This is a genomic window from Heliomarina baculiformis (genome assembly GCF_019966545.1).
GTDB lineage: Bacteria > Pseudomonadota > Alphaproteobacteria > Rhodobacterales > Rhodobacteraceae > Heliomarina > Heliomarina baculiformis.
Genome location: NZ_JAIMIC010000003.1, coordinates 422,767 through 448,408 on the forward strand (window position 1 = coordinate 422,767; position 25,642 = coordinate 448,408).

Below are 25,642 nucleotides of genomic sequence, written 5' to 3' on the forward strand. Positions count from 1 at the left end.
CAGTTTATAACGCTTTGTTTTCGAAGGGGAGACATCCTTCGGGGTGGCGCCATCTGTCACGCTGATAATGTAAGTTATGTTAATTTTAGCAACGTGACCCCACTGGTGGTTTGCCAGCAACAGGGGCTGATTACATGCGGTTGTGGATTTGCCTTTCGATTCGCAGCGGATAAGCCTGATGCCACTGAGCGTCAGGCAAACTGACGCCGTGTGATGGAGCAGGACATATGAATTATCAGGCAATGGGCGCGATCTGCGCCCTGATGGTGTGTGGAACGGGTCTGCAGGCGATGGAGCTGACCGGCGGATCGCTGGAAATCGGCTATTCGGCCTTCAACGACCAGACAGATCTCAACCGTACCGCCATCAAGGGTCAGGCAGAGGTGGGATTCAATCGCAATCTGGCCGCGCAACTGGATCTGGGCAGCTATAACTTTGGCCTTGTTGACGAAACAGGTACCAATTTCACGCTGCACGGTATCTATCACCTGAACGGGGAGACCTCCTTTGGCGTCTTCTACGCGCGGGACGATATCTTCAATGGCAGCGCCGACCAGATCGGTATCGAAGCCGGTTTCGACGTGTCCGAGGCTTTCGCCGCAGAAGTCTATGCGTCGACAGGTGACAACGCCGGGGCCGACGGGACAATGTTCGGATTCGATCTGGGGTATGACATCTCGGACCGGGTAAAATTGAACGCCGGACTGGATCGCGCGAATTACGATCTTGGCACGGATCTTACGCGTTTCAGCATCGGCGCGGAATACAACACCGGCGAGTATGGCAATTTCTACGCCGAAGTCGGCAGCCTCGACATCAGTGCATTCGGCCTGAACGGCTCGGAGGCCTATGTCGGTCTCGGCTTCCGGCTGGATTTCGGCGCCGAGCGTGGCGCGACCTTTGGCCAGCGCGGTCTGCTGGACATGCTGCCGGGGCTGTAAGCCTTTGCAGACGGGCCGGGCCGGAAACGGCTCGGCCCCGGCTTGTCTGAAATGTCTCGAACCGGACGTGGCATTTTTCTAGGGGAGCGCGCGTTTCGATCCCTGCTCTTTTCCCGCCCCCGTCCTCCTCAACCATCTTGCATCCTCGGCGCGCGGAGCCGACAGTTCGGGGAGGAGATTTACCCGGGCGTTTCCGCAGGTTATGACGCGCCGGCACAGGAGATTTGTTCATGAAGATTGCGATGATCGGCACCGGCTATGTCGGCCTTGTCTCGGGCGTGTGTTTTTCCGATTTCGGGCATGAGGTGGTCTGCGTCGACAAGGATCCGCGCAAGATCGAGATGCTCGAACAGGGGCGCGTGCCGATCTACGAACCGGGGCTTGATACCTTGATGGCGAAGAACGTCGAGGCCGGGCGGCTCTCCTTCACGCTCGATCTCGCCGCCGCGCTTGAAGGCGCGCAGGCGGTGTTCATCGCGGTCGGCACCCCGACCCGGCGCGGCGACAACCATGCCGATCTGACCTATGTGATGGCCGCGGCCGAGGAGATCGCGCGCACCGCCGATCACTACATGGTCGTGGTGACCAAATCGACCGTCCCGGTGGGCACCAACCGGCAGGTGAAGGAGGTCATCGCAAAGGCCAATCCCGATCTCGATTTCGACGTGGCCTCGAACCCGGAATTCCTGCGCGAAGGGGCGGCGATCGACGATTTCATGAAGCCCGACCGCGTCGTCGTCGGGGTTGAGAACGACCGCGCCGCCGAGGTGATGAACGAGATCTACCGCCCGCTCTACCTGCGCGATTTCTCGATCATCGCGACCGATCTGGAATCGGCGGAAACCATCAAATACGCCGCCAATGCCTTTCTCGCGGTCAAGATCACCTTCATCAACGAGATCGCCGCGCTCTGCGAAAAGACCGGCGCGGACGTCAAGGAAGTGGCCAAGGGCATGGGGCTCGACAACCGCATCGGCAACAAGTTCCTGCATGCGGGGCCGGGCTATGGCGGGTCGTGTTTTCCCAAGGATACCAAGGCGCTGGCGCGGATCGGGCAGGATTACGCGGCGACCATGCATATCACCGAAACGGTGATCCAGGTGAACGAGGACATCAAGCGGCGGATGATCGACAAGCTGCGCGATCTCTGCGGCGGCAGTTTCAACGGCAAGACCGTGGCGGTGCTGGGCGTGACCTTCAAGCCGAACACCGACGACATGCGCGACGCGCCAAGCCTGACCATCGTGCCGGCCCTGGTCGGCGGCGGCGCGCGCGTGCGCGTCTGCGACCCGCAGGGCAAACGCGAGGGCGAGGCGCTGCTGCCCGGCGTGACCTGGATCGAGGACCCCTACAAGGCGGCGAAAGAGGCCGACCTGCTGGTGATCCTGACCGAATGGAACGAGTTCCGCGCGCTGGACCTCAGGGCGCTGGCGAAGACGATGAACGACCCCCGCCTCGGCGATCTGCGCAACATCTACACACCCGAGGATGCCCGCAACGCCGGGTTCGTGGCCTATGACAGCGTCGGGCGCGAGGGGTTTGGCGGGATGTGAGGGGGGAGTGTCGCCAATGACGGGGCATTTCATCATGCAGGATGTGGTAAAAATCTGGTCCTATTAGGAAATGGAACGGAGAGTGCCTATCGAAAATAGATACGTGGGCATTCGCTGGAGCGCAGCGGGGCATCGTTGTGCGGGTTTCACCGCAGACACGCGGTCACAAAGTTCGCATTGGACTGGATCAGGCTGAGAAAAGAACAGCGTTCCGATAGGTTGCTAGGAGCACATCATACCGGCGCAATCCGCCCGAAGCGCGCTGTCAATTATGCTCCTGCCACCGCCGCCTAAATGGCATTGGCGCGGCGCATGGCCCATCATCGGGCTCGGACGTGGACAGATGCTAGGCAAGCCATGTCAGGTTGATGTCGACGAATGCGCGAATCTTCCCGCGCTGCTCGTCCGGCACATCATCGATCTGGGCTGACAAAAAAAACTTGCGAGACAAATGCGACTGTCGTCGTCCAGAGCCTTTTCGAAAGATCCCCGAATAGGCAAGCAAGCAGGCCGCTGGTACATCATTGGTCCGGGCAACCGGCTCATGGGCCGCCTTCAGATTCTCGCAATTCCGTCTGACCACGGCGGAGCCAACAGCAGCCTTGCTGAGAAATAGTGATCAAGGCTGGGGCCCTGGTGCCGACCTTCGCCGCCATGTCCCTGAAATTCAGGCCACAATAGCCATGAGCCTGCGCCAGCGTGCGCGCTGTGGCGAGTTATCTACCAACTGGTAGGTAGAGCCGTGAACGATGATGACGATTCATGACTTTGGCCTCTACCCTGCGCGCGTTCGCATTCCTGCAACCAACCTATCGCGCACGGTAACGAGCCGAAGTTATTGCCAAAGCGAACGAAGAACCTGAAAATGAGGATTGTCAGGTGACCCCGGCGTCGCGTATGCGATGAGATCGCCAGACATGAGCCGGTCGAACAGAGCACGCTTGAGATCGTTTCAAGCGCTATTGGCTGTTCTTGCGGTTGCCTGCCGCCGCATTTTGATTGAGGAGATGTGCCTAAGCTCTGCTTCGGGCCAACGACGACCACCGGGAGTCGTACGGGGCCGTCCGCGCGCATCGGGTTGCTGCCTTTTGAGGTCCTCCCATTTCTGCCATTGGTCTGGCAGAAATTCCTTCATCGCAGACAAATCTGGCACGGCGCCCTTTGGAGGTAGCGGAAGTACTGCGGTACGCGACACGTGTGAAGCCATCCTCGTAGTTAAGACGGACGTGCCCCCCCGCCACATTTCCTGAATTGTGCCCTCTCATCATGGGAGTATTCTAACGCGTGCTGCTGAAAACCGCTCCCGAAGTTTTGGCGTAGCCTTGCGCGCGGCAGTTTGGAGAGAAAGCGGTTCCCGCAAATTTTGGGGGGTGATGTAGAGGGCTTAAAAGTTGAACCGCAATGAAAATGGACGAGTTTTAGTGCGACCCGGGTTCGCTTCCTTGGCCAGATTAATAGCCCAGTTTCAGGGTGCAATGACACCGCGGTGCTCGGGATCAGATCAAACAGAACAATACGGATTTCTAAGAAATCGGAACGCGCTCGTTGCTCATACTCAAGCGACATCCAAGCTTAATTCTAAACCTCGAAAGCTCCTTATAAGTCATTGCTTAAATTTTGTATTTAGGTTGAGAAAGCCCGCCAGCCTAAGATCCAAAGCCAGCCGATCTGTTTACGGCCGATGCGTGCCGCGCGCCGAAAAACAGTTCGACGGCAGAGAAAACCCATCGACCACGGTTGTATTCGATAGGCGCGCCCGTGGCCGACAGGATCACCGAAATGACCCGCGCGTGTCGGTAAGCATATAGCAGTGGTGTGAAACGGTGTGAAACGCAGTCCATCTTCTGCAAGGGCATCCATAACCGGGGTAGGAACTGGCTCCCCGAACGTACCCGGCTGGCCATAGCCGAGGTCGTCAATCAGGATAACAAGGACGTTGGGTGATCCTTCGGGCGGCGTCACCGGCTAGGGGTGATCCTAGGTCGAGCCTTCGAAGGTTTCCGTGATAACGCCTTCGAAAGGCGCAGGCGGCAACGGCAAGATGGAGCCGTCGCGCGGTGCATCTTGTGCCCATACTGCCGTTGCTGACGCAATGAGCAGGAGGACAGCACCTCCTTTAAGCGCGCGACTGAAATAAAATTGCTGGGTCATATGCTTGCCTACGCAATCTTTGAATCAAATTCTGTCGCTAAGTTAAAATACAATCTATACATGTATCGAGTAATAATTATTCTTTCAAAAGGTAACCCGCCAACCACTCTCGGCAGTATGTCGGAGGATACCAATGAAGCGTTACGCGGGCTCCGTTCTGAGTCCAATCAGACGCGGAGGTGGAGATGCGAACGGCAGGTATGTCCCGTTGCAACCTATCGGAGCATGCGGCTTCTAGAACTTAATTTGTTGCTTGCAAATGGTTGTACGCTTTGCGGCAGAAAGCGGACGTTGAGAGTATCGGTTCGAATGTCCGTTCATCCAGCCTTTGTCTAACCTCTTCTGCCATTCGTCGTGCCGAGATAGACAGACGAGATGATGATCGCGAGTGCTGCGAAACGTTGGATGGTCATCGCCTCATTCAGCAGTAACACGCCAAGGAGTGCGCCACCCACCGGAACGGCAAAGTTTACCTGAGACATACGTGTAGCGCCGAGCCGGGGCACAAGAAAAAAATAAATCAGATTTGCGCAGGCCGTTGAAAACAGACCAAGATATAGAATAGCGCCAAGTGAACCCATAGTTGGTTCAATTGCTCCTATGTCTGCGTCCGAAAGGATAACGAACCCGGTCATGAAAAGAGTTCCGACAATCATGGAACCGGTGGCCATTTCCAAGGCAGGGCGTTTGACAAATCGGCGGATGTATACGGTGGAAGCGGCGTAGCACAGGGTCGCTCCAACAATCGCAAGCTGCCCGATCAGGTGTTCGCCTATGCCGGCGAGCGCTGTAGGCCCCACGAGAATGACTACACCGCATAACCCTCCCAAGACGCCAAGCGTTGTCCGAAGCGTCAATGTTTCCTCCGGGACGATCGCCGCCGCAAGCACCAAAGTGGCCATTGGCGCGACACCTATCAGGATCGAGGCAAGAGCGCTGTCGACTGTTTGCTCACCAAAGGTGATCAGCAAGAAAGGCAGCGCCGAGCCGAGCAGACCTGTAATTGTGTATGAAACCCAGTCTCGTATGTCCTTGGAGAGCACCATTTTGCGGAGCTTCAATACGGCATAGATGACAACGCTGCCAACAAACAGGCGCCCCAGAACAAGGACTGAAGGGTCTAGGTTGGAAACTCCGATTTTTATTACCGCATAGGACGAACTCCACATTGCTGCGAGTAAGAACCAGAGAGTTATATTGAGCGAGTTTTGCTTGCGCATGAGGTGACCAACAGCTACTGCTACGATAAACGTAGCGATAGAGCGCTTTCAAAACAGTAGCAAGAGAAATATGACGGATATTAACCGAAGATCAGTCGTGAAGGGCGGGGTTCCAGTCCGCGGGTCCACAACCGGGCAACCAATTATGGTTCTGTTTGACCTTCTCAGCCGCCGTTGGGCGATGGGCATCTTGTGGAATCTCGCCAGCGAGCCGCGAACTTTCCGAGATCTTCAAGCCCGGTGCGGGTTAGCATCCCCCAGTGTCTTGAACACCCGCCTGAAAGAGCTTCGTGAGGTTGGCCTGATAAAAAACGGTGAGGGCGGTTACGAACTGACCGCCACCGGACGGGAGTTGTTCGCGCATTTAGAACCACTCGGAGACTGGGCGATGGAATGGGTGCCAACGCTCTAAGCCGACATTCGGGCATCGCGCAGCATCGGTGAACCTCTGCGCGAAGCCGTCATTCGTCTCTGCCAGACAAAAGATGCAAATCGCTGGACGACGCGGGCGTGTACTCATTGGACTCCCGCGCCAAGTTTGATGCGGACTTCATTTGCGGCTGATGAGTCAGCCTCGAACAAAAATGGGGTCGAGCAAGGAGCTTGAAGGACGGAAAAGCTCTCTCCATCGGGATGCGGAAGGAGCGTTGTGCTTGGGCCCCGCAGCGGTGATCTGGGAGACGTGGGCGCAACAAGGGCAATCAGGTACGTCTCGCCTTTCAACCGGTCAGGTTCGGCAAACGTAGAATTGTCCCAAACCGCCGTAACTTCGTCTGAGCTGTCACCTTTTAAGACTTGCTCAACATGGATTTCGAAGCGGGCGTAATCACTCGGATACGCTATCTGGGATTTTAGAATTTTATTGATCTGTGGGTTTGCGTCATCCGCCAAACGCTGAATCTTTTCCTGACGGCGTTCGTTTGCGTTAGCGTTCAAAACAATCGCGTATTTTTTTACCGTGCCTATGACGATCAAGTCTGCCAGCTCGATATCTTGGATATTGATCGGTGTCTCGATCCGACATGCAAGCAGAGGTCCCGGGATCGTCCCAAGAAACCCGATGACGCAGAATATCCAAACCGAAAATCGCATTCAACAGCTTGTCCAGAGACGAGCCGTTGCCGTCAACCGGTCATACGTGGGCCGTTTGTGGACATCTGGAACGAAACCTCAAATGCGATGAGGAATGCAAAAAAAAACCGCCACCGAAATCCGGTAGCGGTTCCAATTATCCTTGATGTTCGATTAGAAGTCCCAGTCTTCGTCCTCGGTCGCGACGGCCTTGCCGATCACATAGGAAGAGCCGGAGCCCGAGAAGAAGTCGTGGTTTTCGTCCGAGTTCGGCGAGAGAGCGGCCATGATTGCCGGGTTCACGCGGCAGGCTTCGTCCGGGAAAAGCCCTTCGAAGCCAAGGTTTTGCAGCGCCTTGTTCGCATTGTAATGGAGGAAATTCTTGACGTCCTCGGTCAGGCCCAGCGGATCGTAAAGCTGCTCGGTATAGCGCGCCTCGATGTCGTAGAGATCGAAGATCAGCGAGAAGGCGAAATCCTTGATCTCCTGACGCTCGGCCTCGCTCAGCCGCTCCATGCCGCGCTGGAACTTGTACCCGATGTAATAGCCGTGGATTGCCTCGTCGCGGATGATCAGACGGATCAGGTCGGCGGTGTTGGTCAGGCGTGCACGGCTCGACCAGTGCATTGGCAGGTAGAAACCGGAATAGAACAGGAAGCTTTCAAGGAAGACGCTGGCGACCTTTTTGCGCAGCGGGCTCGAGGTCGCGTCATATTCGTCGAGGATCAGGCGCGATTTGGCCTGAAGATGCTCGTTCTCCGAAGACCAGCGGAACGCCTCGTCCACCTGATCGGTCTGGCAGAGCGTTGAAAAGACCGAAGAATAACTGCGCGCATGCACCGCTTCCATAAAGGAGATATTGCTCAGCACCGCCTCTTCGTGGGGCGTGATCGCATCCGCCATCAGGGTCGGCGCGCCGACCGTGTTCTGGATCGTGTCAAGCAGGGTCAGGCCGGTAAAGACGCGGATCGTCAGCGTCTGTTCCTGCGGCGTCAGCTGCGACCAGCTTTGGATGTCATTGGACAGCGGCACTTTTTCCGGCAGCCAGAAATTGACTGTCAGGCGGTTCCAGATCTCGAGATCCTTGTCGTCTTCCAGACGGTTCCAGTTGACGGCACGGGGCACGGCTCGGGTCGCGACAGTATCTTTCATGCGGGGCACCTTATGGCAGGCAGGTTCGGGGGCAGGCGGCCCGGGGATGCAACACCGGGACGGGAATCATGGGGCAGGGATGCCTAGAGCGAGCAGGAGACGCAACCTTCTACCTCGGTCCCTTCCAGCGCCATCTGACGCAGGCGGATGTAGTAGATCGTCTTGATACCCTTCTTCCAGGCATAGATCTGCGCCTTGTTGATGTCGCGGGTCGAGGCTTCGGCCGGGAAGAACAGGGTCAGTGACAGGCCTTGGTCGACGTGCTGGGTTGCCGCCGCATAGGTGTCGATGATCGCTTCGGGGCCGATCTCATAGGCATCCTTGTAGTACTCAAGGTTGTCGTTGGTCATGTAGGGCGCCGGGTAATAGACCCGGCCGATCTTGCCTTCCTTGCGGATCTCGATCTTCGAGGTGATCGGGTGAATAGAAGAGGTCGAGTTGTTGATATAGCTGATCGATCCGGTCGGCGGCACAGCCTGAAGGTTGCGGTTGTAAAGCCCGCCTTCCATCACCCTGTCGCGCAGCGCGGCCCAGTCCTCGCGGCTCGGGATCTCGATCCCGGCGGCTTCGAACAACCCGCGCACCTTGTCGGTCTCGGGCAGCCAGTCTTGCGAGACATAGCGGTCAAAGAAGCTGCCGTCGGCGTATTTGGAGTCCTCGAACCCTTTGAATTTCTCGCCTTTTTCGACCGCCAGCGCATTCGACGCCCGCAGGCAGTGGAACAGAACGGTGCAGAAATAGATATTGGTGAAATCGACCCCCTCGGGCGATCCGTAATGGATGCGCTCGCGGGCGAGGTAGCCGTGCAGGTTCATCTGACCAAGACCGATCGCATGACTCTGCGCATTGCCGTGGCGGATCGACGGCACGGAATCGATGCTGCTCATCTCGCTCACCGCATTCAGGGCGCGGATCGAGGTTTCGACCGTCTTGCCCAGATCGCCGCCATCCATCGTCTTGGCGATGTTGAGCGATCCGAGGTTGCAGGAGATGTCGCTGCCCATATGGGCATAGCCGAGGTCGTCGTTGAACTCGGAGGCCTCGTTCACCTGCAGGATTTCCGAGCAGAGGTTCGACATGTTGATCCGGCCCGCGACGGGATTAGCCTCGTTCGCGGTATCCTCGAACAGGATATAGGGGTACCCCGACTCAAACTGGATCTCAGCGATGGTCTGAAAGAACTTGCGCGCGTTGATCTTTTTCTTGTGGATCCGCGGATTATCGACCAGCTCGTGATATTTCTCGGTGACCGAGATTTCCGAGAATGCGCAGCCATAGACCTTTTCCACGTCATGCGGCGAGAACAGGTACATGTCCTCGTTTTTCTTGGCGAGCTCAAACGTGATGTCCGGGATCACAACGCCAAGGCTCAGCGTCTTGATGCGGATCTTTTCGTCGGCATTCTCGCGCTTGGTATCGAGGAACCGCAGGATGTCGGGGTGGTGCGCGTTCAGATAGACCGCGCCGGCCCCCTGACGGGCGCCCAGCTGGTTGGCATAGCTAAAGCTATCCTCCAGCAGCTTCATCACCGGGATCACGCCCGAAGACTGGTTTTCGATCCCCTTGATCGGTGCGCCATGCTCGCGGATGTTGGTCAGCATCAGCGCCACGCCACCGCCGCGCTTGGACAGCTGCAGCGCCGAATTGATCCCGCGCCCGATGCTTTCCATGTTGTCTTCCAGACGCAGCAGGAAACAGGACACGAATTCGCCCCGTGCCTTTTTCCCGGCGTTGAGGAAAGTCGGCGTCGCGGGCTGGAAACGCCCGTCGATGATCTCTTCCATGATCTTGAGCGCGAGCGTTTCGTCGCCCCGCGCCAAAGTCAACGCGACCATGACGACGCGATCCTCGAAACGCTCAAGATACCGCTGCCCGTCCCATGTTTTCAGCGTGTAAGAGGTGTAATACTTGTAAGCGCCGAGAAAGGCGGGAAAGCGGAACTTCTTGGCCCATGCCGCATCCCAGATCTTGCGCAGGAAGGTCGGCTCGTACTGATCCAGCACAGCGCATTCGTAGTAACCTTCCTCGACGAGATAACCGAGCTTTTCCTCGAGCGAGTGAAAGAACACGGTGTTCTGGTTCACATGCTGAAGGAAATACTGGCGCGCCGCCTTGCGATCGGCGTCGAACTGAATCTTGCCGTCCTCGTCATAGAGGTTCAGCATCGCGTTCAGCGCGTGAAAGTCGAGGTTCGCGGTTAGGCTGGAATCGAGCATTCTTGTCCCCAAAATGTCTCAAGCCCGGCCTGGACGCGGGCGATATCGGTATCGGTTCCGGCAAGCTCGAAACGGTAGAGCACCGGCACATTGCATTTGCGGGCGATGACGTCGCCCGCCTGCGCGAAGGTCGCGCCGAAATTCCGGTTTCCCCCGGCAATTACGCCGCGCAGCAGGGCGCGACGTTCAGGAGCGTTCAGAAAGCGGATCACCTGCCGGTGCACCGCGCCCCGCCCATGCGCATCCGCATATGTCGGGCAGATCAGAACGTAAGGCGCGCGGATATCCGGGAAAGCCTCGGTCTCGTCAATGGGGATTCGGTCCGCCGCGAGGTCAAGCTTTTCCATAAAGCGCCGGGTATTGCCCGATCGCGAAGAGAAAAAGACAAGCCCGCCCATGGCTTAGAATCCCCATCCGGAAAATTTACGAAAGACGTCCGATCATGTCCGGACGGAACCCGGCCCAGTGCTCGTCCCCGGCGATCACGACCGGAGCCTGACGATAGCCCATTTCCTGAACCCGTTCCATAGCGGCGGCGTCCTGAGTCAGGTCGACCACGTCGTAGTTCAGCCCGCGTGCATCCAGCGCGCGAGTGGTTGCGGTGCATTGTACGCATGCCGGTTTGGAATACACTGTGATCGTCATTGTCTGGTCCCTTGCCAATTTTCAGAGCCGTCTGAGTCGGGACCCGAAGAGAGGCGCTTTTGCCCCTGTCTTCCCTCCCGGACCCACCGTCCGTGGTCGTCATCTTCGCCGCTTTGGCAGGTCTCCTGACTTCGCGGCTCAATCGCCTTGGCCCGCCTTCCCGGAACGTGAATTCCAGTGGTTTCGGGCCTTGGCTCGCCGCTTACAGTTGCGGGGGCAGTGCCGGATTCTCACCGGTTTCCCTCTTTGCTGACGAGTCACCTCGTGAGCACCAAAGCTACAGCATATTGTGTCAGGGGCGGGCGGTGTGTCAATATCTAGAGGCGGCCGCTGGGGCGATTTTTTTCATTATGACGGAGAAAGGTGACTGCCATGTGATGGTCGCTCAGTCTGGGCGGGCGATCTTGGACGCGTCGCGTCAGGGGCGCGGTAAAAGTCCGGCAAAAGGGCTGCCCCACGAAAATGCCCAAGCCCGTCGCTAAAGGCAACTCCCAAATCGCCCAATTGCGACAGGCAGGATCGGTTGACCAAATTTAGGGCGTGTTGCGCCGGGAGCAGCCGCGCCAATGCACCGCATCAAGCCCTCTTCCCCTGCGGCGGGAATCCGCGCTACATCGGCAGCATGACCCGCAGACCGGCCCATCTCCTGCTGACCAGCCTTGCCGCGCTCCTGATCGCGCTGGTCAGTGTCATGTCTGCCCACCTGATGGCGCCCGACCGAGACGAACCTGCGCGTGAGATGGCCGCTCTCAGCCTTGGGCTCAGCTACGATGACATCTGTGGTGACCTTGAGGCAGCCCATGACCATCGCTGCCCGTTCTGCCGATTGCTGCCCGAGGCGCCGGATATGCGCCCCGAACTGGCCGAGGGTCAGCTGCGCTATTCGACCGATCTGGCGCAGCTTTCAGACCTGACAGCTACCGCCCAGACGGGCAATCCGAATATCTCCGCGCGCGCGCCCCCGGCGCTGATCTGATCCCCACGCCCGGTATCCGGGCAAATCCGATCAACCGGCCCTAGGGCCGCGCAATTTCCCCGTATCCGGCAAAAGAACCGCCTGCGGGGCTACTGGAGATACAGATGACCAAATCCCTTATTGCCGCAGGCCTCCTGACGGCGCTCGCCACCTCCGCCATCGCGCATTCCACGTTGGAACAGGCCGAGGTTGCGGCTGGTGCGACCACCAAGATCACCCTGCGTGTGCCGCATGGCTGCAACGGGCAGGCGACTCATACCGTAGAGCTGCGCCTGCCCGACGGGTTTTACGCGGCCAAGCCCATGCCCAAGGCGGGCTGGACGCTCGAAACCGAAACCGCGGAATACGCCACGCCATACGAAATGCACGGTCACACTATGACCGAAGGCGTGCAAAAGGTGACGTGGTCGGGCGGCAATCTCGAAGACGGCTGGTACGATGAATTCACCGTGCGCGGTACTGTGGGCCGCGACGTGGCTCCCGATACGGTTCTGTACTTTCCCGCTGTGCAGATCTGCGCCGATGGCACGGCTGACTGGACCGATACCTCCGGGTCGCACGACGTGCCCAACCCGGCCCCCAAGCTGACCGTCACGGCCGCTGAAATGCACGCCGGTCACGGTCATGGCGGTCACGGGGATAAAGCGGGTGAAATCACCCTTGGCGACCTGACGCTGTCGGGCGGTTTCTCTCGCGCCACGCTGCCCAACGCCCCTGTCGCGGGCGGTTTCATGACCATCGTGAACAATGGCGACGGCGACGACCGGCTTGTCGCGGCCTCGTCCCCGGCATCGGGCCGGACCGAGATCCACGAGATGAAGATGGAAAACGACGTGATGAAGATGCGCGAACTGGCCGATGGTCTGCCGATCCCGGCGGGGGCAACGGTAAAGCTGCAACCGGGCGGCTACCACATCATGTTCATGCAGATCGAAGAGCCTTTTGTCGAAGGTGAAACCGTCAACGCGACCCTGACCTTTGAAAAAGCGGGCGAGGTGACCGTGCCGCTTGCCATCGGCGCACCGAACGCGCGCAGCGGCGGTCATGGCGATCACAGCGGCCATTCCGGCATGGCCAAGGAGTAATCATGGCCCGTAAAAACCTTTTAATCCTTTTGCTCTGGGGGGCGGCGATTGTCGCCCTCGGCGCGTTTCTCTGGGTCCGCGTGCTAGAGCCGCGCATGACGCAAACGGTCGGAGACACGCTGGGGCAGGGGGATTATACCCTGACCACCACCGAGGGCGATACCTTTACCCAAGACAGCCTTGCGGGCGCGCCTTCGGCCGTCTTCTTCGGCTTTACCCATTGCCCCGATGTCTGCCCCACGACGCTCGGCGACATCCTGACCTGGCAAGAGGAACTGGGAGAAGAGGGCAGCCCCCTGCGCGTCTTCTTCATCACTGTCGATCCAGAGCGTGACAGTGTCGATGCGCTGCGCGACTACGTGTCATGGGTGCCGGGCGTGCAGGGTGTGTCCGGTCCGCGGGAAGAGATCGACAAGGCGATCCGGGCCTTCCGCATCTATGCCTCCAAGGTGCCGCTCGAAGACGGTGGCTATACGATGGACCATTCCGCCAGTGTTCTGCTCTTTGACGAAGATGGCCGGTTCTACGAACCTGTCGGCTATCAGGAAGACCCCGACCGCGTCCTCTCCAAGCTGCGGCACCTTACGCAGGGGTGAAATCCGCGTGCCGGGGAGTTTCCTCGGCACGCTTTCCTTTCGACGACTGTTAAACCCAAACAACAGGTTCATCTCCTCGTCAAAAGATCGGTGCACTACAGTATTGCGAATAATTCTCATTTGCATTACTTGACTTCTGCGACTGCGTCGCATTTACGTAATGACAAGCCCTTAAAACTCAGCGGAGCCTTGAATGGCACAGACCATATTGAAACGACTGGCCCTTGGCGCGGCGACGACGCTTGCCCTTGCAACGGGCGCGCAGGCCGATCAGTTCAAGGTCGTCACTACCTTCACCATCCTTGCGGACATGGTGCAGAACGTGGCGGGCGACGCGGCCGAGGTCGTTTCCATCACCAAGCCGGGGGCGGAAATTCACGGCTACCAGCCGACGCCGCAGGACATCGTGCGCGCCAGCGGGGCGGACCTCATCCTCTGGAACGGCATGAACCTCGAACGTTGGTTCGAACAGTTCATCGCCAATCTCGGTGACATGCCTTCGGCGGTGCTCTCCGACGGAGTCGATCCGGTCTCCATTGCCGAGGGCGACTACGAAGGTCTGCCCAACCCGCATGGCTGGATGGGTGTCGATAACGCCATGGTCTACGTCGACAACATCCGCGACGCCCTTTCCGAACACGATCCGGACAATGCCGAAACCTATGCCGCCAATGCTGAAACCTACAAACAGCAGATCACCGACACCGTCGGCCCGCTGCGCGATCGGATCAAGGCGCTGCCGGAAAACCGCCGCTGGCTCGTTACCTGCGAAGGCGCGTTCAGCTACCTGACCCGCGATTTCGACCTGAAAGAGGCCTATCTCTGGCCGATCAACGCCGATCAGACCGGCACGCCGCAACAGGTGCGCCGTGTCATCGACACCGTGCGTGACAACGACATACCGGCGGTCTTCTGCGAAAGCACCGTGAACCAGTCGCCCGCCCAGCAGGTCGCGCGGGAAACCGGCGCGAGCTATGGCGGGATGCTGTATGTCGACAGTCTAAGTGCCGCAGACGGACCGGTGCCCACCTATCTCGATCTTCTGCGGATCGATGCGGAAACCATCGCGAATGCGCTGGCACCCGCCGCGAACTGAGCTAAAGTTTTCCAGACACCAACAGGGTGTGACCCGGTAAGGACCCCCGATGCTCGACCAGCCCGCCGAAACCACGCAGCCCGCTTTGGGCACGATGGACGGCATCACCGTCCGCGATGTGACCGTAACCTATCGCAACGGCCATACGGCACTGCATGATGCCAGTTTCGAAATCCCGCGCGGCACCATCACCGCGCTTGTTGGCGTGAACGGGGCGGGCAAGTCCACGTTGTTCAAGGCGATCATGGGTTTTGTCCCGGCGGCGCGGGGCGAAATCACCCTGCTTGGCAAAACCGTCAAGCAGGCGCTGCGCGAAAATCTCGTCGCCTATGTGCCCCAGTCCGAAGAGGTTGACTGGTCCTTTCCGGTGCTGGTCGAAGACGTGGTGATGATGGGGCGCTACGGCCATATGGGCTTTCTGCGCCGCCCGCGTCAGGCTGACCGCGACGCGGTGGATCAGGCTCTGAGGCGCGTGAATATGCTCGACTACCGCCACCGCCAGATCGGAGAGCTGTCCGGCGGGCAGCGCAAACGCGTTTTCCTTGCCCGGTCGCTGGCACAGGAAGGGCAGGTGATCCTGCTCGACGAACCCTTTACCGGGGTCGACGTGAAGACCGAGGACCAGATCGTGGCCCTGCTGCGCGAACTTCGCGACGAGGGGCGGGTGATGCTTGTGTCCACCCATAACCTCGGATCGGTGCCTGAATTCTGCGATCGCACGGTTCTGGTCAAGGGCACGGTGCTGGCCTATGGCGAGACCGAAGACATCTTTACCCGGGACAACCTCGAAAAGGCGTTCGGCGGCGTGCTGCGCCACTTTACCCTTGGCGGCGATGCGCTCCACGACGACGACGACCCGCGTGAGCTGCGCATCATCACCGATGACGAACGTCCCTTTGTGCAATACAGCCAGCGCAAGTCGAAGAGTGTCAAAAAGACCGTCTCCAAGGACGGCACCAAGGAAAGCGCCGAATGATCGCTTTCCTGCTCGAACCCTTCAGTTACGGCTACATGTTCAACGCCATGTGGGTGTCGGCGCTGGTGGGCGGTGTCTGCGCCTTTCTCTCTGCCTATCTGATGCTGAAAGGCTGGTCACTGATCGGCGATGCGCTTTCCCATTCCGTGGTGCCGGGGGTTGCCGGGGCCTATATTCTCGGTCTGCCTTTTGCGCTTGGCGCGTTCATCTCGGGCGGGCTGGCCGCCGGGGCGATGCTGTTTCTCTCCGGGCGCTCCGGGCTAAAGATCGACGTGATCATCGGCATCATCTTTACCTCTTTCTTCGGGCTGGGCCTGTTCATGGTCTCGCTCGCGCCCATGTCGGTCAGCATCCAGACCATCATAATGGGAAATATCCTTGCCATCACCCCGGGCGATACACTGCAACTCGCGATCATCGGGGTGGTTTGCCTTGTAGTGCTGCTGGCCAAGTGGAAAGACCTGATGGTCGTGTTCTTTGACGAAAACCATGCCCGCACCATCGGTCTCAAGCCCGACCTGCTGCGCGTTGTTTTCTTCATGCTGCTCTCTGCCGCGATCGTTGCGGCGATGGTGACAGTGGGTGCATTTCTCGTCATCGCGATGGTGGTGACACCGGGGGCGACGGCCTACCTTTTATGCGACCGTTTTCCGCGCCTTATCGCGGTCTCGGTCCTGATCGGCACGCTGACCAGTTTCCTTGGCGCCTATCTCAGTTACTTCCTCGACGGGGCCACCGGCGGCGTCATCGTCTGCCTGCAAACGCTGCTCTTTCTCGTGGCCTTTGTCTTTGCGCCGAAACACGGGATATTGGCCGCCCGCCGCAAGGCGAGCGCCGCGCTGGATCGGTCCCCGCTCGAAACACGGGAGCTGCGCCCGTGATCGAAAGTATGCTGTTCCCCTTTCAGTTTCCCTTCATGCAGAACGCCTTCTGGATCGCGCTGCTGGTGGCACCGCCAACGGCGCTCTTGTCCTGTTTCCTTGTGCTCAAGGGATGGGCGCTGATGGGCGACGCGGTCAGCCACGCCACGCTGCCCGGCGTGGTGCTGGCCTGGATGCTGGGCCTACCGCTGATCGTCGGGGCCTTTGTCGCGGGCATGTCCTGCGCGCTGGCGACGGGATACCTTTCCTACAACAGCCGGGTCAAACAGGACACGGTGATGGGCGTGGTGTTTTCCGGCATGTTCGGCCTTGGCATCATCCTCTACACCTCGATCCAGACCAACGAGCACCTCGACCACGTGCTATTCGGCAATATGCTGGGCGTCGGACCGCAGGATCTCTGGACATCCGGTCTGATCGCGCTGGTGGTTTCTGCGCTGCTGGTGCTGAAATGGAAAGACCTGCTGCTTCATGCCTTCGACCCGGCGCAGGCTCAGGCCTCGGGATTGCGGACAAACTGGCTGCACTACGGGCTGCTCTGCGCGCTCTCGCTCACCATCGTCGCGACGCTCAGTTCCGTCGGGCTGATCCTTGCGGTGGCGCTGCTGGTGACACCGGGCGCGGTGGCGTTTCTGCTGGTGCGCAGCTTTGGCGCGATGATGGTCGTGTCTCTGATCATCTGCCTGTTCTCGATGCTGGCCGGTACCTATGCCAGCTTTTATCTCGACAGCGCCCCGGCGGCGACCATCGTGCTGATCCTGACGGGTATCTTCGTGCTGGCTTTCCTGCGGCGCCTGATCCTCGCCCGCGCTACCTCGCGCCGGATCGCGCAGGGCTGAGCCGCGCCGAAGAAACCGTAATGCTGCACGGTTGATGTACAGGGGGTGTACAGATGCTGTACGGCTTGTGCACAGCCCTTTTCGCCCCTGGCAGCCCTCTGCCCATTCGCCGCATCGCGGCAGGCGATTCCGGGTTGATCCTCCCCTTTGCTCCCACTAGTAAGACGCAAATTTCATCAGGCTGCCCCTTGGCGGCCTGTCAGTATATGCGAGGATGCACATGCAAGTCACCGAGACCCTGAACGAAGGTCTGAAACGCGGCTACGCGATCACCGTCAGTGCGAGCGAGCTTGACGACAAGGTCAATGAAAAGCTGGCCGAAGCCCAGCCCGAAGTCGAGATGAAGGGCTTTCGCAAGGGCAAGGTGCCGATGCCGCTGCTGAAGAAGCAGTTCGGCCAGCGCCTGTTGGGCGAAGCGATGCAGGAAACCATCGACGGTGCGATGAACAAGCACTTTGAAGACAGCGGCGACCGTCCCGCCATGCAGCCCGAGGTCAAGATGACCAACGAGGACTGGAAAGAAGGCGACGACGTGCAGGTCGAAATGTCCTACGAAGCACTGCCCGAGATCCCCGAGCTCGACCTGAAATCGGTCAAGCTGGAAAAGCTGGTGGTCAAGGCCAAGGACGAAGACATCGACGAAGCCCTTGAGAACCTTGCGAAAAACGCACAGGACTTTGAGGCCAAAGACGGCGCGGCCGAAGATGGCGACCAGGTCGTGTTCGATTTCGTCGGCAAGGTTGACGGCGAAGCTTTCGAAGGTGGCAGCGCCGAGGATTACCCGCTGGTTCTGGGCTCGGGCAGCTTCATCCCCGGCTTCGAAGAGCAGCTGGTCGGCGTGAAAGCCGGTGACGAAAAAGCCGTAACCGTGACCTTCCCCGAGGAATACCAAGCTGAGCATCTGGCCGGTAAAGAGGCCGTGTTCGACTGCACCGTCAAGGAAGTGAAAGCCGCGAAAGCCGCTGAAATCAACGACGATCTGGCCAAGAAATTCGGCGCCGAAGATCTCGCCGCGCTCAAGACCCAGATCTCCGAGCGTCTGGAAGCCGAATATGCCGGTGCTGCCCGCGCGGTTCAAAAGCGTGCGCTGCTCGACGCGCTTGACGGTATGGTCAGCTTTGATCTGCCGCCGAGCCTTGTTGACGCAGAAGCCGGTCAGATTGCGCACCAGCTGTGGCACGAGGAAAACCCCGACGTGCAGGGCCACGATCACCCCGAGATCGAGACCACCGACGAGCACAAGAAACTGGCCGAGCGCCGCGTCCGTCTGGGCCTGCTGCTGGCCGAGTTGGGTCAAAAGGCCGAGGTCGAAGTGACCGATGCCGAGATGAGCCAGGCCGTCATGAACCAGGCCCGTCAGTACCCGGGTCAAGAACGCCAGTTCTTTGAATTCGTTCAGCAAAACCCGCAGATGCAGCAGCAGCTGCGCGCGCCGATCTTTGAAGACAAGGTTGTCGACTATGTCTTTGAACTGGCCGAGGTCAGCGAGAAAGAGATCGACAAGGACGAGCTTCAGAAAGCTGTCGAGGCGCTTGAAGAAGAATAAGCCTTGCGCTTTTGTGATTTTCAAAGGGCTGCCCCTCCGGGCGGCCCTTTTTCTTTGCGTCTGTGAAACCCCGAAGTTTAACTGTTCCAACCCCGGCATCCAAAGCGAAGCGGTACGGTCGATTCAGGAAAGCGGCGAAGATATCCGGTACTGCTCTGAATAATTTATAGAAATCTACCTTAGGTTGAGTTATCTTGATGATATTTCAATCGGGGGCTTTTAGATGAAAAATAAACTTTTGGCGGAATTTTTCGGGACCTTCTGGTTGGTCCTTGGGGGCTGCGGCAGCGCGGTGCTGGCGGCTGGCGTGCCGGATGTCGGGATTACGTGGCTTGGCGTGGCACTGGCTTTTGGTCTGACAGTGCTGACGATGGTCTTTGCGCTCGGGCATATCTCGGGCGCGCATTTCAACCCGGCGGTCACGCTTGGGCTCGCGCTTGCAGGGCGTCATCCGATGGGGCAGGTGCTGCCCTACTGGGGCGCGCAGGTGGTCGGCTCGATTGTCGCCGCGTTTGTCCTGTTCCTGATCGCCTCTGGCGCGGCCGGGTTCACGGGGACGGGTGGCTTTGCGACTAACGGCTATGGTGAACTGTCGCCAATGGGCTATTCGATGAGCGCCGCTCTCATCACAGAGGTCGTGCTGACGGCGTTCTTCGTGCTGGTGATCCTTGGGGCGACCTCGGGCAATGCGCCGGTCGGTTTCGCCGGGGTGGCCATCGGTCTTGCGCTGACGCTGATCCACCTGATCTCGATCCCGGTCACCAACACATCGGTGAACCCGGCGCGATCAACCGGCGTGGCGCTCTTTGCCGAAACGGCGGCACTGAACCAGCTCTGGCTGTTCTGGGTAGCCCCGCTGGCGGGTGCCGCGCTGGGGGCGGCGATCTGGACGGTGATGGAACCTGCGCGGCTCAAGGCGACGGCCTGAACCGCTTGTCGGGCCGGTAGCCCCGGCCCGATCCGCTAACGAAACAGATTAGCCAATGCCGGTTTCTTCCAGCATGCCGCGCCGTTTGGCTTCGTAATAATAGCCGCGCGAGTAATGTTTCACCGCGTTGTCAAAGCTGCCGTCAGCCAGCAACCATGCCCCGCGCAGGTACTTACCCGCGTATTTGAGGTTTGTTTCCGCGTCGAGCAAATCCATCGGTTCGCCCTGGAAGCCCATCGACCGGGCCGTTGCGGGCAGGATCTGGAGCAAGCCGTAATAGGGCCGGTTGATCGCCTCGGGGCGATGCGTGCTTTCACGGATCGCGAGACGGTGCACCAAGGGGCGCGGGATTTCATAAAGATCGGCGTATTGGTTGATCAGGCGGCGCAGCTCGGGTGTTTCGTTGGGATAAAGCGGCGGGCCTGCGCGTGTGACCGTATCGTTGCCAGTGCCGCTGCACGCGGCGAGGGGAGAGACGAGGGGCAGCGCTGCAATGGCTACAGTTCGGCCCAGAAAACGGCGACGCGAAAATACCTGCATTTATCCATCCTGAATGTTGCGAAGGCAATTTAGCCAACCGGGATTATCTGGCAAGTCGTTAAAAATTCCATAGGCTGTGCTTTGCCGAAGCCCGAGTGGCCTTGAGAAGGATCACTTTTCCGGTTTTGCCGATGTGGAGTGTTAAAAGCTCTCGGGCCGTTCCAAAGTGCCGGACTGAGTGTTTCGGTTTCAGGTTCAGGCAATGTAATCAATGGCTTACTTGCGGATTCTTGCAAGTGAGAAGTGCCGTTACGTGCGCACTGAAGGGACTGCAACGGCGCGAAAGATTAAGGCTGGCATGGACTGGCAAAGCCTTAAAAACAAAAAAGCCGCGCGAAACCGCGCGGCTTTAATTCAATACGACAGGTTCCGTGATCAGGAAGCGGTGTTCTCGTCGTCCTCGGAGGGCGTTTCCGCGACACCGGCAGTTTCCGCCAGATCGTCGTCGTCGGAAGCGGCGCTGCCGATATCGTCGAACAGTTCCTGGATCTCGAATTCAGCTGCTGCTTCTTCCTCGGCGGCCAGTTCCTGAATGGACTTGCCGGAAGCCTGGAGCTCGGCCTCTTCGGGCGAACGGGCAACGTTCAGCTCGATGGTGACCATGACTTCGGGGTGCAGGTGCACTTCGACTTCGTGCAGACCCAGTTCCTTGATCGGCGTACGGATAATGACCTGCTTGCGGTCGATCTTGTAGCCGGCTTCGGTTGCGGTATCCGACGCGTCACGGGTGGTGACGGAGCCGTAGAGGTTGCCGCCATCGGAGGCCTGACGAATCACGACGAACTGCTGACCATTCAGCTTTTCGCCCAGAGACTCAGCTTCTTTGCGGGTCTCGAGGTTGTTGGCTTCGTACTGGGCTTTCTGTGCTTCGAAGGCTTCGATGTTCGCCTTGGATGCGGTCAGAGCCTTGCCCTGCAGCAGGAGGTAGTTGCGTGCATATCCGGGCTTAACGTCGACGACGTCGCCCATCTGGCCAAGTTTGGCCACACGTTCCAGAAGGATAACTTGCATGTCTCTCTCCTTACTTCACGGCGTAGGGAAGCAGGGCGAGGAAGCGGGCGCGCTTGATGGCGCGGGCCAGTTCGCGTTGCTTCTTGGCCGAAACGGCGGTGATACGGCTGGGCACGATCTTGCCACGCTCGGAAATGTAGCGCTGCAGAAGACGGGTGTCCTTGTAGTCAATCGCGGGAGCATTGTCGCCCGAGAAGGGGCAAACTTTGCGACGGCGGAAAAATGGTTTGGTAGCCATGATTTAGCGTCCTTTTCTCAAGCGTTCGGATCAGCGGCGTTCGCGGCGGTCGCCACGGTCGCGGTCATCGCGTTTCTGCATCTGGACCGACGGGCCTTCCTTGTGCTCGTCGACCTTGATGGTCAGGACGCGCATCACGTCGTCGTGCAGGCGCATCAGACGTTCCATTTCCTGAACGGCGGTTGCAGGCGCGTCGGAACGCAGAAAGGCGTAGTGGCCTTTGCGGTTCTTGTTGATCTTATAGGCCATCGTCTTGACGCCCCAGTACTCGTGATCAACGAGGTTGCCGCCGTTGTCGCTGAGGACCGAGCCAAAGTGTTCGATGAGGCCTTCGGCTTGCGTGTTGGACAGATCCTGACGCGCAATCATGACATGCTCATAGAGTGGCATGCGTACTCCTGTTTATATCAAGGCGCATTTCAAAGGAGGGGCCTTAGCCTTTTGCGGCCCCACCACGAGAGACTGCGCGGTTCATATGTTTTCGCAAAAGGAAGGGCTCATATACACGCTTTACCGCTCAGGGCAAGCCTGTGTTTCTGCGCGCCACCTGTGGGTTGGGTAATGCTCTTTTTCCGGTGCCCGTAGATTTCCCCGCCCGCGCCGCAATCTAGTCGTTTTGTTAACGATAGATGTCAAACAACAGCCGGAGCCCCAGCGGTGCCCGGCGGGTGGTGGAACGGGTGCAGTGCAAATGACGCAGCGACGAGGGCTGGAAAGCGCAGGCTTTGACGATCACCCGCCGGTGATGCTGACCTTTGCCGCCAACTGGCCGCTGCGCATCGTATTATTCCGTGTTGCGGGAACGGCGCTTGTCCTGAGCGCGGCCGGCATCTGGCTGTTCGTTGATCAGGTCGCAGATGGGCAGATGGTTATGTTCAAGCTGGGCACCTCGCTTTTCTTCTTTCTATGTGGGCTTGCGCTCTTGATGCGTAACCACGTCGATAACCAACCCGATGCCTATTTCGATCCGATCCGCCAGGAAATCCGCGTGCTCCAGAAGGACGACAGCGGACGGCCCCGGACGATCCTACGCCGCAGCTATGACAGCATTGGCGGTGTCGAGTTCTTTCCAGATGCGGTCGAGGTCTTTGACCTGGACGGAAGCCTGCTGATGCGGCTTGCCACTGGCGATGATCTGGTTCGCAACAGCCTGCGCGCCCAGTTGGGCGGTCTGGCAAAACCGGACGCCTGAAGGCGACCGGGCAGAGTTGTGTGTTAACGAGTATCGGGCCGGCCTCCGGGGGCCGGCCCAGTTTGTTTCTATCCCCATACGTTGCGTTGGTTTGCTGCGCGCTATATGCCACGCAAAAATGGATGAGGATGTTTTTCATGAGCAAGGCACTGGTATTCCCCGGGCAGGGGGCGCAGGCGATTGGCATGGGGCAGGCGCTGGCTGAGGCCTATCCTGCGGCTCAGGCGGTATTCGACGAAGTGGACGATGCGCTTGGCGAACCGCTGAGCAAGCTGATCTGGGACGGCGAAATCGAAGAGCTGACCCTCACTCAAAACGCGCAGCCCGCCCTGATGGCGACATCCATTGCCGCCCTGCGGGCGCTGCAGGCCGAGGGTGTCTCGGTTCAAAAAGCGGCCTTTGTTGCAGGGCATTCGCTGGGGGAGTATTCCGCGCTTGCGGCGGCAGGCAGCCTGAGCGTGGCCGATGCCGCGAGGCTGCTGCGGACACGCGGACGCGCCATGCAAGAGGCCGTGCCGGTCGGTGTCGGCGCGATGGCTGCCATTCTGGGCCTTGATCTGGAGGCGGTCCGCGAGGTCGCAGCCGAAGCGGCCCAAGGCGAAGTCTGCGAAGCTGCCAATGACAATGACCCGGCTCAGGTTGTGGTTTCGGGGCATCGGGCGGCTGTCGAACGGGCGGTCGAGATTGCCAAGGCAAAAGGCGCCAAGCGCGCGATGCTCTTGCCGGTGAGCGCCCCGTTCCATTGTGCGCTGATGGCCCCGGCGGCCGAGGTCATGGCCGAGGCGCTGGACGCGGTGGAAATCAAGGAGCCTGTCGTGCCTCTGGTCGCGAACGTGATCGCGGCACCGGTCAGTGACCCGGCCGAGATTCGCCGTCTTCTGGTCGAACAGGTCACCGGGGCGGTCCGCTGGCGCGAGAGCGTGGCCGCGATGGCGGCGGCAGGCGTGGACGAAGTCTGGGAAATCGGTTCGGGCAAGGCCCTGTCGGGCATGATCCGCCGCATCGAACGGTCGATTTCCTGCAAGGCGGTCGGCACGCCGGACGATGTCCGCTCGGTCATCGTCGGCGGCTGAGGTCAGGCGATTTCGGGGAGGTCGACCGCTGTGCCGATCTGGCGGGCGATCTGCTGCCTGATATAGGGAGCAGAATCGTCCGGCATGATTTCGATCATCGTAACGCCGGCGCGGCGCAGGGCTTCTCTCTTGACCGCATCGCGCATGAAAGCGCCGTTCTGGAAATGGCCGGAGCCCTGGTATTCGATCGCGGCGGCAATGAAACCGCTGCGATCTATAATCGCGATGTCGAGCCGCTTTGAATTGATGCAGGCAAAGGCCGCATCCGCATCGGTTTTCTTGTCGGCAGTGGTGCGCAGCAATTCGCCGAGGCTCGTTTGTGCCATGACACGGTGTCCCTGGCCGAGTTCGCGGCAATAGTTTTCCACGATGGGCAAAATTCGCGCCTCTTCCTTGTTCAGAAGGCGCACCTTTTGAAACTTGGCCTTGTTGATGACCGCGAGTTGCTGGACTGGGTCATGCAGGGCCGGTCTGGCAGGCTCCGCCGATTTCTTCTTGCGGGCCTGAATGGCGTTGAAAGCTGCTGAATAGGAAGACCGTTTGCGCGGATAGCGCGATTTATAGCCGGACTTGCCTGAAGGGTATTTCGACCGCCTGCGTTGAAATAGATTTCGTATCGCGATGGCAGCGCAGGTCATGGCAACGACGAGGATAATGATCTCTGCCAGCGGCAACTGGCCAAGCAGGCTGGTGCCGGGCAGATCGATGCCGGTATCCCGGGCTTCGACGGTCTTCCACATCGGTTCGATATCCTTGAAATCAATGTTTGGCGGTGCAATACGCACCGGGGATAGACCGCGAATTGGGAATTTTTAGGGCCAAATCGCCTCAAACGGGAGTTTTGCATGTTTGATCTGACGGGGAAATGCGCGCTGGTCACCGGTGCTTCGGGTGGTATTGGCGGTGAAATCGCGAAAACCCTGCACGCGGCAGGGGCCGTGGTCGGCCTTTCGGGCACACGCGTGGAGCCGCTGGAAGCGCTGGCTGCCGAATTGGGCGACAGGGCGTTCGTCCTGCCCTGTAACCTCAGCGATGCCGACGCGGTTTCGGGTCTGGTCAAGCAGGCCGTAGAGGCGATGGGGTCGGTCGATATTCTTGTGAACAATGCGGGCATCACGCGGGACAACCTGTTCATGCGCATGTCGGACGAGGAATGGCAGAGCGTCATCGACGTGAACCTGACCGCTACCTTTAAGCTGTGTAAAAGCGCGCTGCGGGGCATGATGAAGGCGCGCTGGGGCCGGATCATCAACATCAGCTCGGTCGTCGGTGCGACCGGGAACCCGGGCCAGGGAAATTACGCGGCGTCCAAGGCGGGCGTAATCGGCATGTCGAAATCGCTGGCCTATGAAGTGGCAAGCCGCGGGATAACCGTGAACGCGGTGGCGCCCGGATTCATCACCACGGCGATGACCGACAAGCTGACGGATGAGCAAAAGTCAGGGATTCTGACCCAGGTGCCCGCAGGGCGCATGGGTGACGCGTCGGAAATCGCGGCGGCAGTGTTGTATCTTGCCAGCCCCGAAGCGGCCTATGTCACTGGAAGTACCTTGCATGTTAATGGCGGTATGGCCATGTTCTAGGCGGGGAAGGGGGCGCAGGGAAAGCGTTTGCCATTGTCGCTGCGTATGCTATAGGCGGCGCAGATTCCGGCAGGTGGAGCCAATCGGCCCCTTTTTGTCGTCCCCGGATAATCCGGGAAATAGCCGCTCCGTT

27 protein-coding genes and 1 riboswitch are annotated in these 25,642 nt (G+C 59.3%); of the genes, 15 read left to right on the forward strand and 12 right to left on the reverse strand.

The features are described 5' to 3' along the window. The first annotated feature begins 227 nt into the window (after positions 1–227). Positions 228–941, forward strand: coding sequence for a hypothetical protein (locus MF268_RS09055; protein ID WP_238370545.1), 714 nt, complete (start codon positions 228–230; stop codon positions 939–941). Between the two features lie 230 nt (positions 942–1,171). Continuing rightward, the gene (locus MF268_RS09060) at positions 1,172–2,494 is read left to right on the forward strand and encodes a UDP-glucose dehydrogenase family protein (protein ID WP_238370546.1); all 1,323 of its coding nucleotides are present in this window, start codon (positions 1,172–1,174) and stop codon (positions 2,492–2,494) included. A 1,623-nt stretch (positions 2,495–4,117) separates the two neighbouring features. Here MF268_RS09060 and MF268_RS09065 read toward each other — a convergent pair. Next, complete coding sequence (locus MF268_RS09065; protein WP_238370547.1) at positions 4,118–4,456, reverse strand: sulfatase-like hydrolase/transferase; 339 nt, start codon at positions 4,454–4,456, stop codon at positions 4,118–4,120. A 521-nt stretch (positions 4,457–4,977) separates the two neighbouring features. After that, complete coding sequence (locus MF268_RS09070; RefSeq protein ID WP_238370548.1) at positions 4,978–5,865, reverse strand: DMT family transporter; 888 nt, start codon at positions 5,863–5,865, stop codon at positions 4,978–4,980. Positions 5,866–6,010: 145 nt separating this feature from the next. On the opposite strand from MF268_RS09070, the gene MF268_RS09075 reads away from it, so the two are divergent. Continuing rightward, complete coding sequence (locus MF268_RS09075) at positions 6,011–6,277, forward strand: winged helix-turn-helix transcriptional regulator (RefSeq protein WP_273544960.1); 267 nt, start codon at positions 6,011–6,013, stop codon at positions 6,275–6,277. Between the two features lie 104 nt (positions 6,278–6,381). Here the strand turns inward: MF268_RS09075 and MF268_RS09080 are convergent, their stop codons facing one another. The 5 genes from MF268_RS09080 to nrdH form a co-directional block, all read right to left on the reverse strand. After that, entirely contained in the window at positions 6,382–6,957 is a 576-nt protein-coding gene (locus tag MF268_RS09080; protein ID WP_238370549.1) for a hypothetical protein, read from the reverse strand. A 153-nt stretch (positions 6,958–7,110) separates the two neighbouring features. After that, a complete protein-coding gene (gene nrdF, locus MF268_RS09085; protein WP_238370550.1) occupies positions 7,111–8,088 on the reverse strand; it encodes a class 1b ribonucleoside-diphosphate reductase subunit beta in 978 nt (325 codons plus the stop codon). An 83-nt stretch (positions 8,089–8,171) separates the two neighbouring features. Then, on the reverse strand, positions 8,172–10,304 hold the full coding sequence (gene nrdE, locus MF268_RS09090) for a class 1b ribonucleoside-diphosphate reductase subunit alpha (RefSeq protein WP_238370551.1): 2,133 nt from the start codon (positions 10,302–10,304) through the stop codon (positions 8,172–8,174). Further along, positions 10,286–10,702, reverse strand: a complete 417-nt coding sequence (nrdI, locus tag MF268_RS09095; protein WP_238370552.1) for a class Ib ribonucleoside-diphosphate reductase assembly flavoprotein NrdI — start codon at positions 10,700–10,702, stop codon at positions 10,286–10,288. Before nrdI ends, nrdE begins: the two co-directional genes overlap by 19 nt. 25 nt (positions 10,703–10,727) lie before the next feature. Next, positions 10,728–10,949 carry a glutaredoxin-like protein NrdH gene (gene nrdH / locus MF268_RS09100; RefSeq protein ID WP_088632611.1) on the reverse strand — a complete coding sequence of 74 codons (222 nt, stop codon included), beginning with the start codon at positions 10,947–10,949 and terminating at the stop codon, positions 10,728–10,730. A 98-nt stretch (positions 10,950–11,047) separates the two neighbouring features. After that, positions 11,048–11,240: riboswitch (cobalamin riboswitch) on the reverse strand. A gap of 331 nt (positions 11,241–11,571) precedes the next feature. On the opposite strand from nrdH, the gene MF268_RS09105 reads away from it, so the two are divergent. The 9 genes from MF268_RS09105 (at position 11,572) to aqpZ (ending at position 19,872) form a co-directional block, all read left to right on the forward strand. Next, positions 11,572–11,925, forward strand: a complete 354-nt coding sequence (locus MF268_RS09105; protein WP_238370553.1) for a hypothetical protein — start codon at positions 11,572–11,574, stop codon at positions 11,923–11,925. Between the two features lie 104 nt (positions 11,926–12,029). Continuing rightward, positions 12,030–13,010 (forward strand): DUF1775 domain-containing protein, encoded by a 981-nt coding sequence (locus MF268_RS09110; RefSeq protein ID WP_238370554.1) that lies wholly within the window; start codon positions 12,030–12,032, stop codon positions 13,008–13,010. A 2-nt stretch (positions 13,011–13,012) separates the two neighbouring features. Continuing rightward, entirely contained in the window at positions 13,013–13,606 is a 594-nt protein-coding gene (locus MF268_RS09115; protein WP_238370555.1) for an SCO family protein, read from the forward strand. A gap of 193 nt (positions 13,607–13,799) precedes the next feature. Beyond that, positions 13,800–14,702, forward strand: coding sequence for a metal ABC transporter substrate-binding protein (locus MF268_RS09120; RefSeq protein WP_238370556.1), 903 nt, complete (start codon positions 13,800–13,802; stop codon positions 14,700–14,702). Positions 14,703–14,751: 49 nt separating this feature from the next. After that, positions 14,752–15,678 (forward strand): manganese/iron ABC transporter ATP-binding protein, encoded by a 927-nt coding sequence (locus tag MF268_RS09125; protein ID WP_420485423.1) that lies wholly within the window; start codon positions 14,752–14,754, stop codon positions 15,676–15,678. Further along, entirely contained in the window at positions 15,675–16,559 is an 885-nt protein-coding gene (locus MF268_RS09130; RefSeq protein WP_238370557.1) for a metal ABC transporter permease, read from the forward strand. Before MF268_RS09125 ends, MF268_RS09130 begins: the two co-directional genes overlap by 4 nt. Further along, positions 16,556–17,398, forward strand: a complete 843-nt coding sequence (locus MF268_RS09135; protein ID WP_337926796.1) for a metal ABC transporter permease — start codon at positions 16,556–16,558, stop codon at positions 17,396–17,398. The genes MF268_RS09130 and MF268_RS09135 overlap by 4 nt, the downstream gene beginning before the upstream one ends. Positions 17,399–17,618: 220 nt before the next feature. Next, positions 17,619–18,944, forward strand: a complete 1,326-nt coding sequence (tig, locus tag MF268_RS09140) for a trigger factor (RefSeq protein ID WP_238370558.1) — start codon at positions 17,619–17,621, stop codon at positions 18,942–18,944. A 223-nt stretch (positions 18,945–19,167) separates the two neighbouring features. Beyond that, the gene (aqpZ, locus tag MF268_RS09145; RefSeq protein ID WP_238370559.1) at positions 19,168–19,872 is read left to right on the forward strand and encodes an aquaporin Z; all 705 of its coding nucleotides are present in this window, start codon (positions 19,168–19,170) and stop codon (positions 19,870–19,872) included. A 48-nt stretch (positions 19,873–19,920) separates the two neighbouring features. Here the strand turns inward: aqpZ and MF268_RS09150 are convergent, their stop codons facing one another. The 4 genes from MF268_RS09150 to rpsF all read right to left on the reverse strand — a co-directional run bounded on the left by MF268_RS09150 (position 19,921) and on the right by rpsF (position 22,051). After that, entirely contained in the window at positions 19,921–20,412 is a 492-nt protein-coding gene (locus MF268_RS09150) for a transglycosylase SLT domain-containing protein (protein ID WP_238370560.1), read from the reverse strand. Positions 20,413–20,787: 375 nt separating this feature from the next. Then, the gene (rplI, locus tag MF268_RS09155) at positions 20,788–21,423 is read right to left on the reverse strand and encodes a 50S ribosomal protein L9 (RefSeq protein ID WP_238370561.1); all 636 of its coding nucleotides are present in this window, start codon (positions 21,421–21,423) and stop codon (positions 20,788–20,790) included. A 10-nt stretch (positions 21,424–21,433) separates the two neighbouring features. Beyond that, entirely contained in the window at positions 21,434–21,661 is a 228-nt protein-coding gene (gene rpsR / locus MF268_RS09160; RefSeq protein WP_025061827.1) for a 30S ribosomal protein S18, read from the reverse strand. A gap of 30 nt (positions 21,662–21,691) precedes the next feature. Next, positions 21,692–22,051, reverse strand: a complete 360-nt coding sequence (rpsF, locus tag MF268_RS09165) for a 30S ribosomal protein S6 (RefSeq protein ID WP_238370562.1) — start codon at positions 22,049–22,051, stop codon at positions 21,692–21,694. Between the two features lie 301 nt (positions 22,052–22,352). Between rpsF and MF268_RS09170 the strand changes: the two genes are divergently transcribed. After that, the gene (locus MF268_RS09170; RefSeq protein WP_238370563.1) at positions 22,353–22,853 is read left to right on the forward strand and encodes a hypothetical protein; all 501 of its coding nucleotides are present in this window, start codon (positions 22,353–22,355) and stop codon (positions 22,851–22,853) included. A gap of 137 nt (positions 22,854–22,990) precedes the next feature. Beyond that, positions 22,991–23,926, forward strand: a complete 936-nt coding sequence (gene fabD / locus MF268_RS09175) for an ACP S-malonyltransferase (protein ID WP_238370564.1) — start codon at positions 22,991–22,993, stop codon at positions 23,924–23,926. Between the two features lie 2 nt (positions 23,927–23,928). On the opposite strand, the gene MF268_RS09180 is transcribed toward fabD, so the two are convergent. Next, positions 23,929–24,666, reverse strand: a complete 738-nt coding sequence (locus MF268_RS09180; protein ID WP_238370565.1) for a DUF2726 domain-containing protein — start codon at positions 24,664–24,666, stop codon at positions 23,929–23,931. 105 nt (positions 24,667–24,771) lie between these two features. On the opposite strand from MF268_RS09180, the gene fabG reads away from it, so the two are divergent. Then, positions 24,772–25,509, forward strand: a complete 738-nt coding sequence (fabG, locus tag MF268_RS09185; protein WP_238370566.1) for a 3-oxoacyl-ACP reductase FabG — start codon at positions 24,772–24,774, stop codon at positions 25,507–25,509. Positions 25,510–25,642 lie beyond the last annotated feature (133 nt).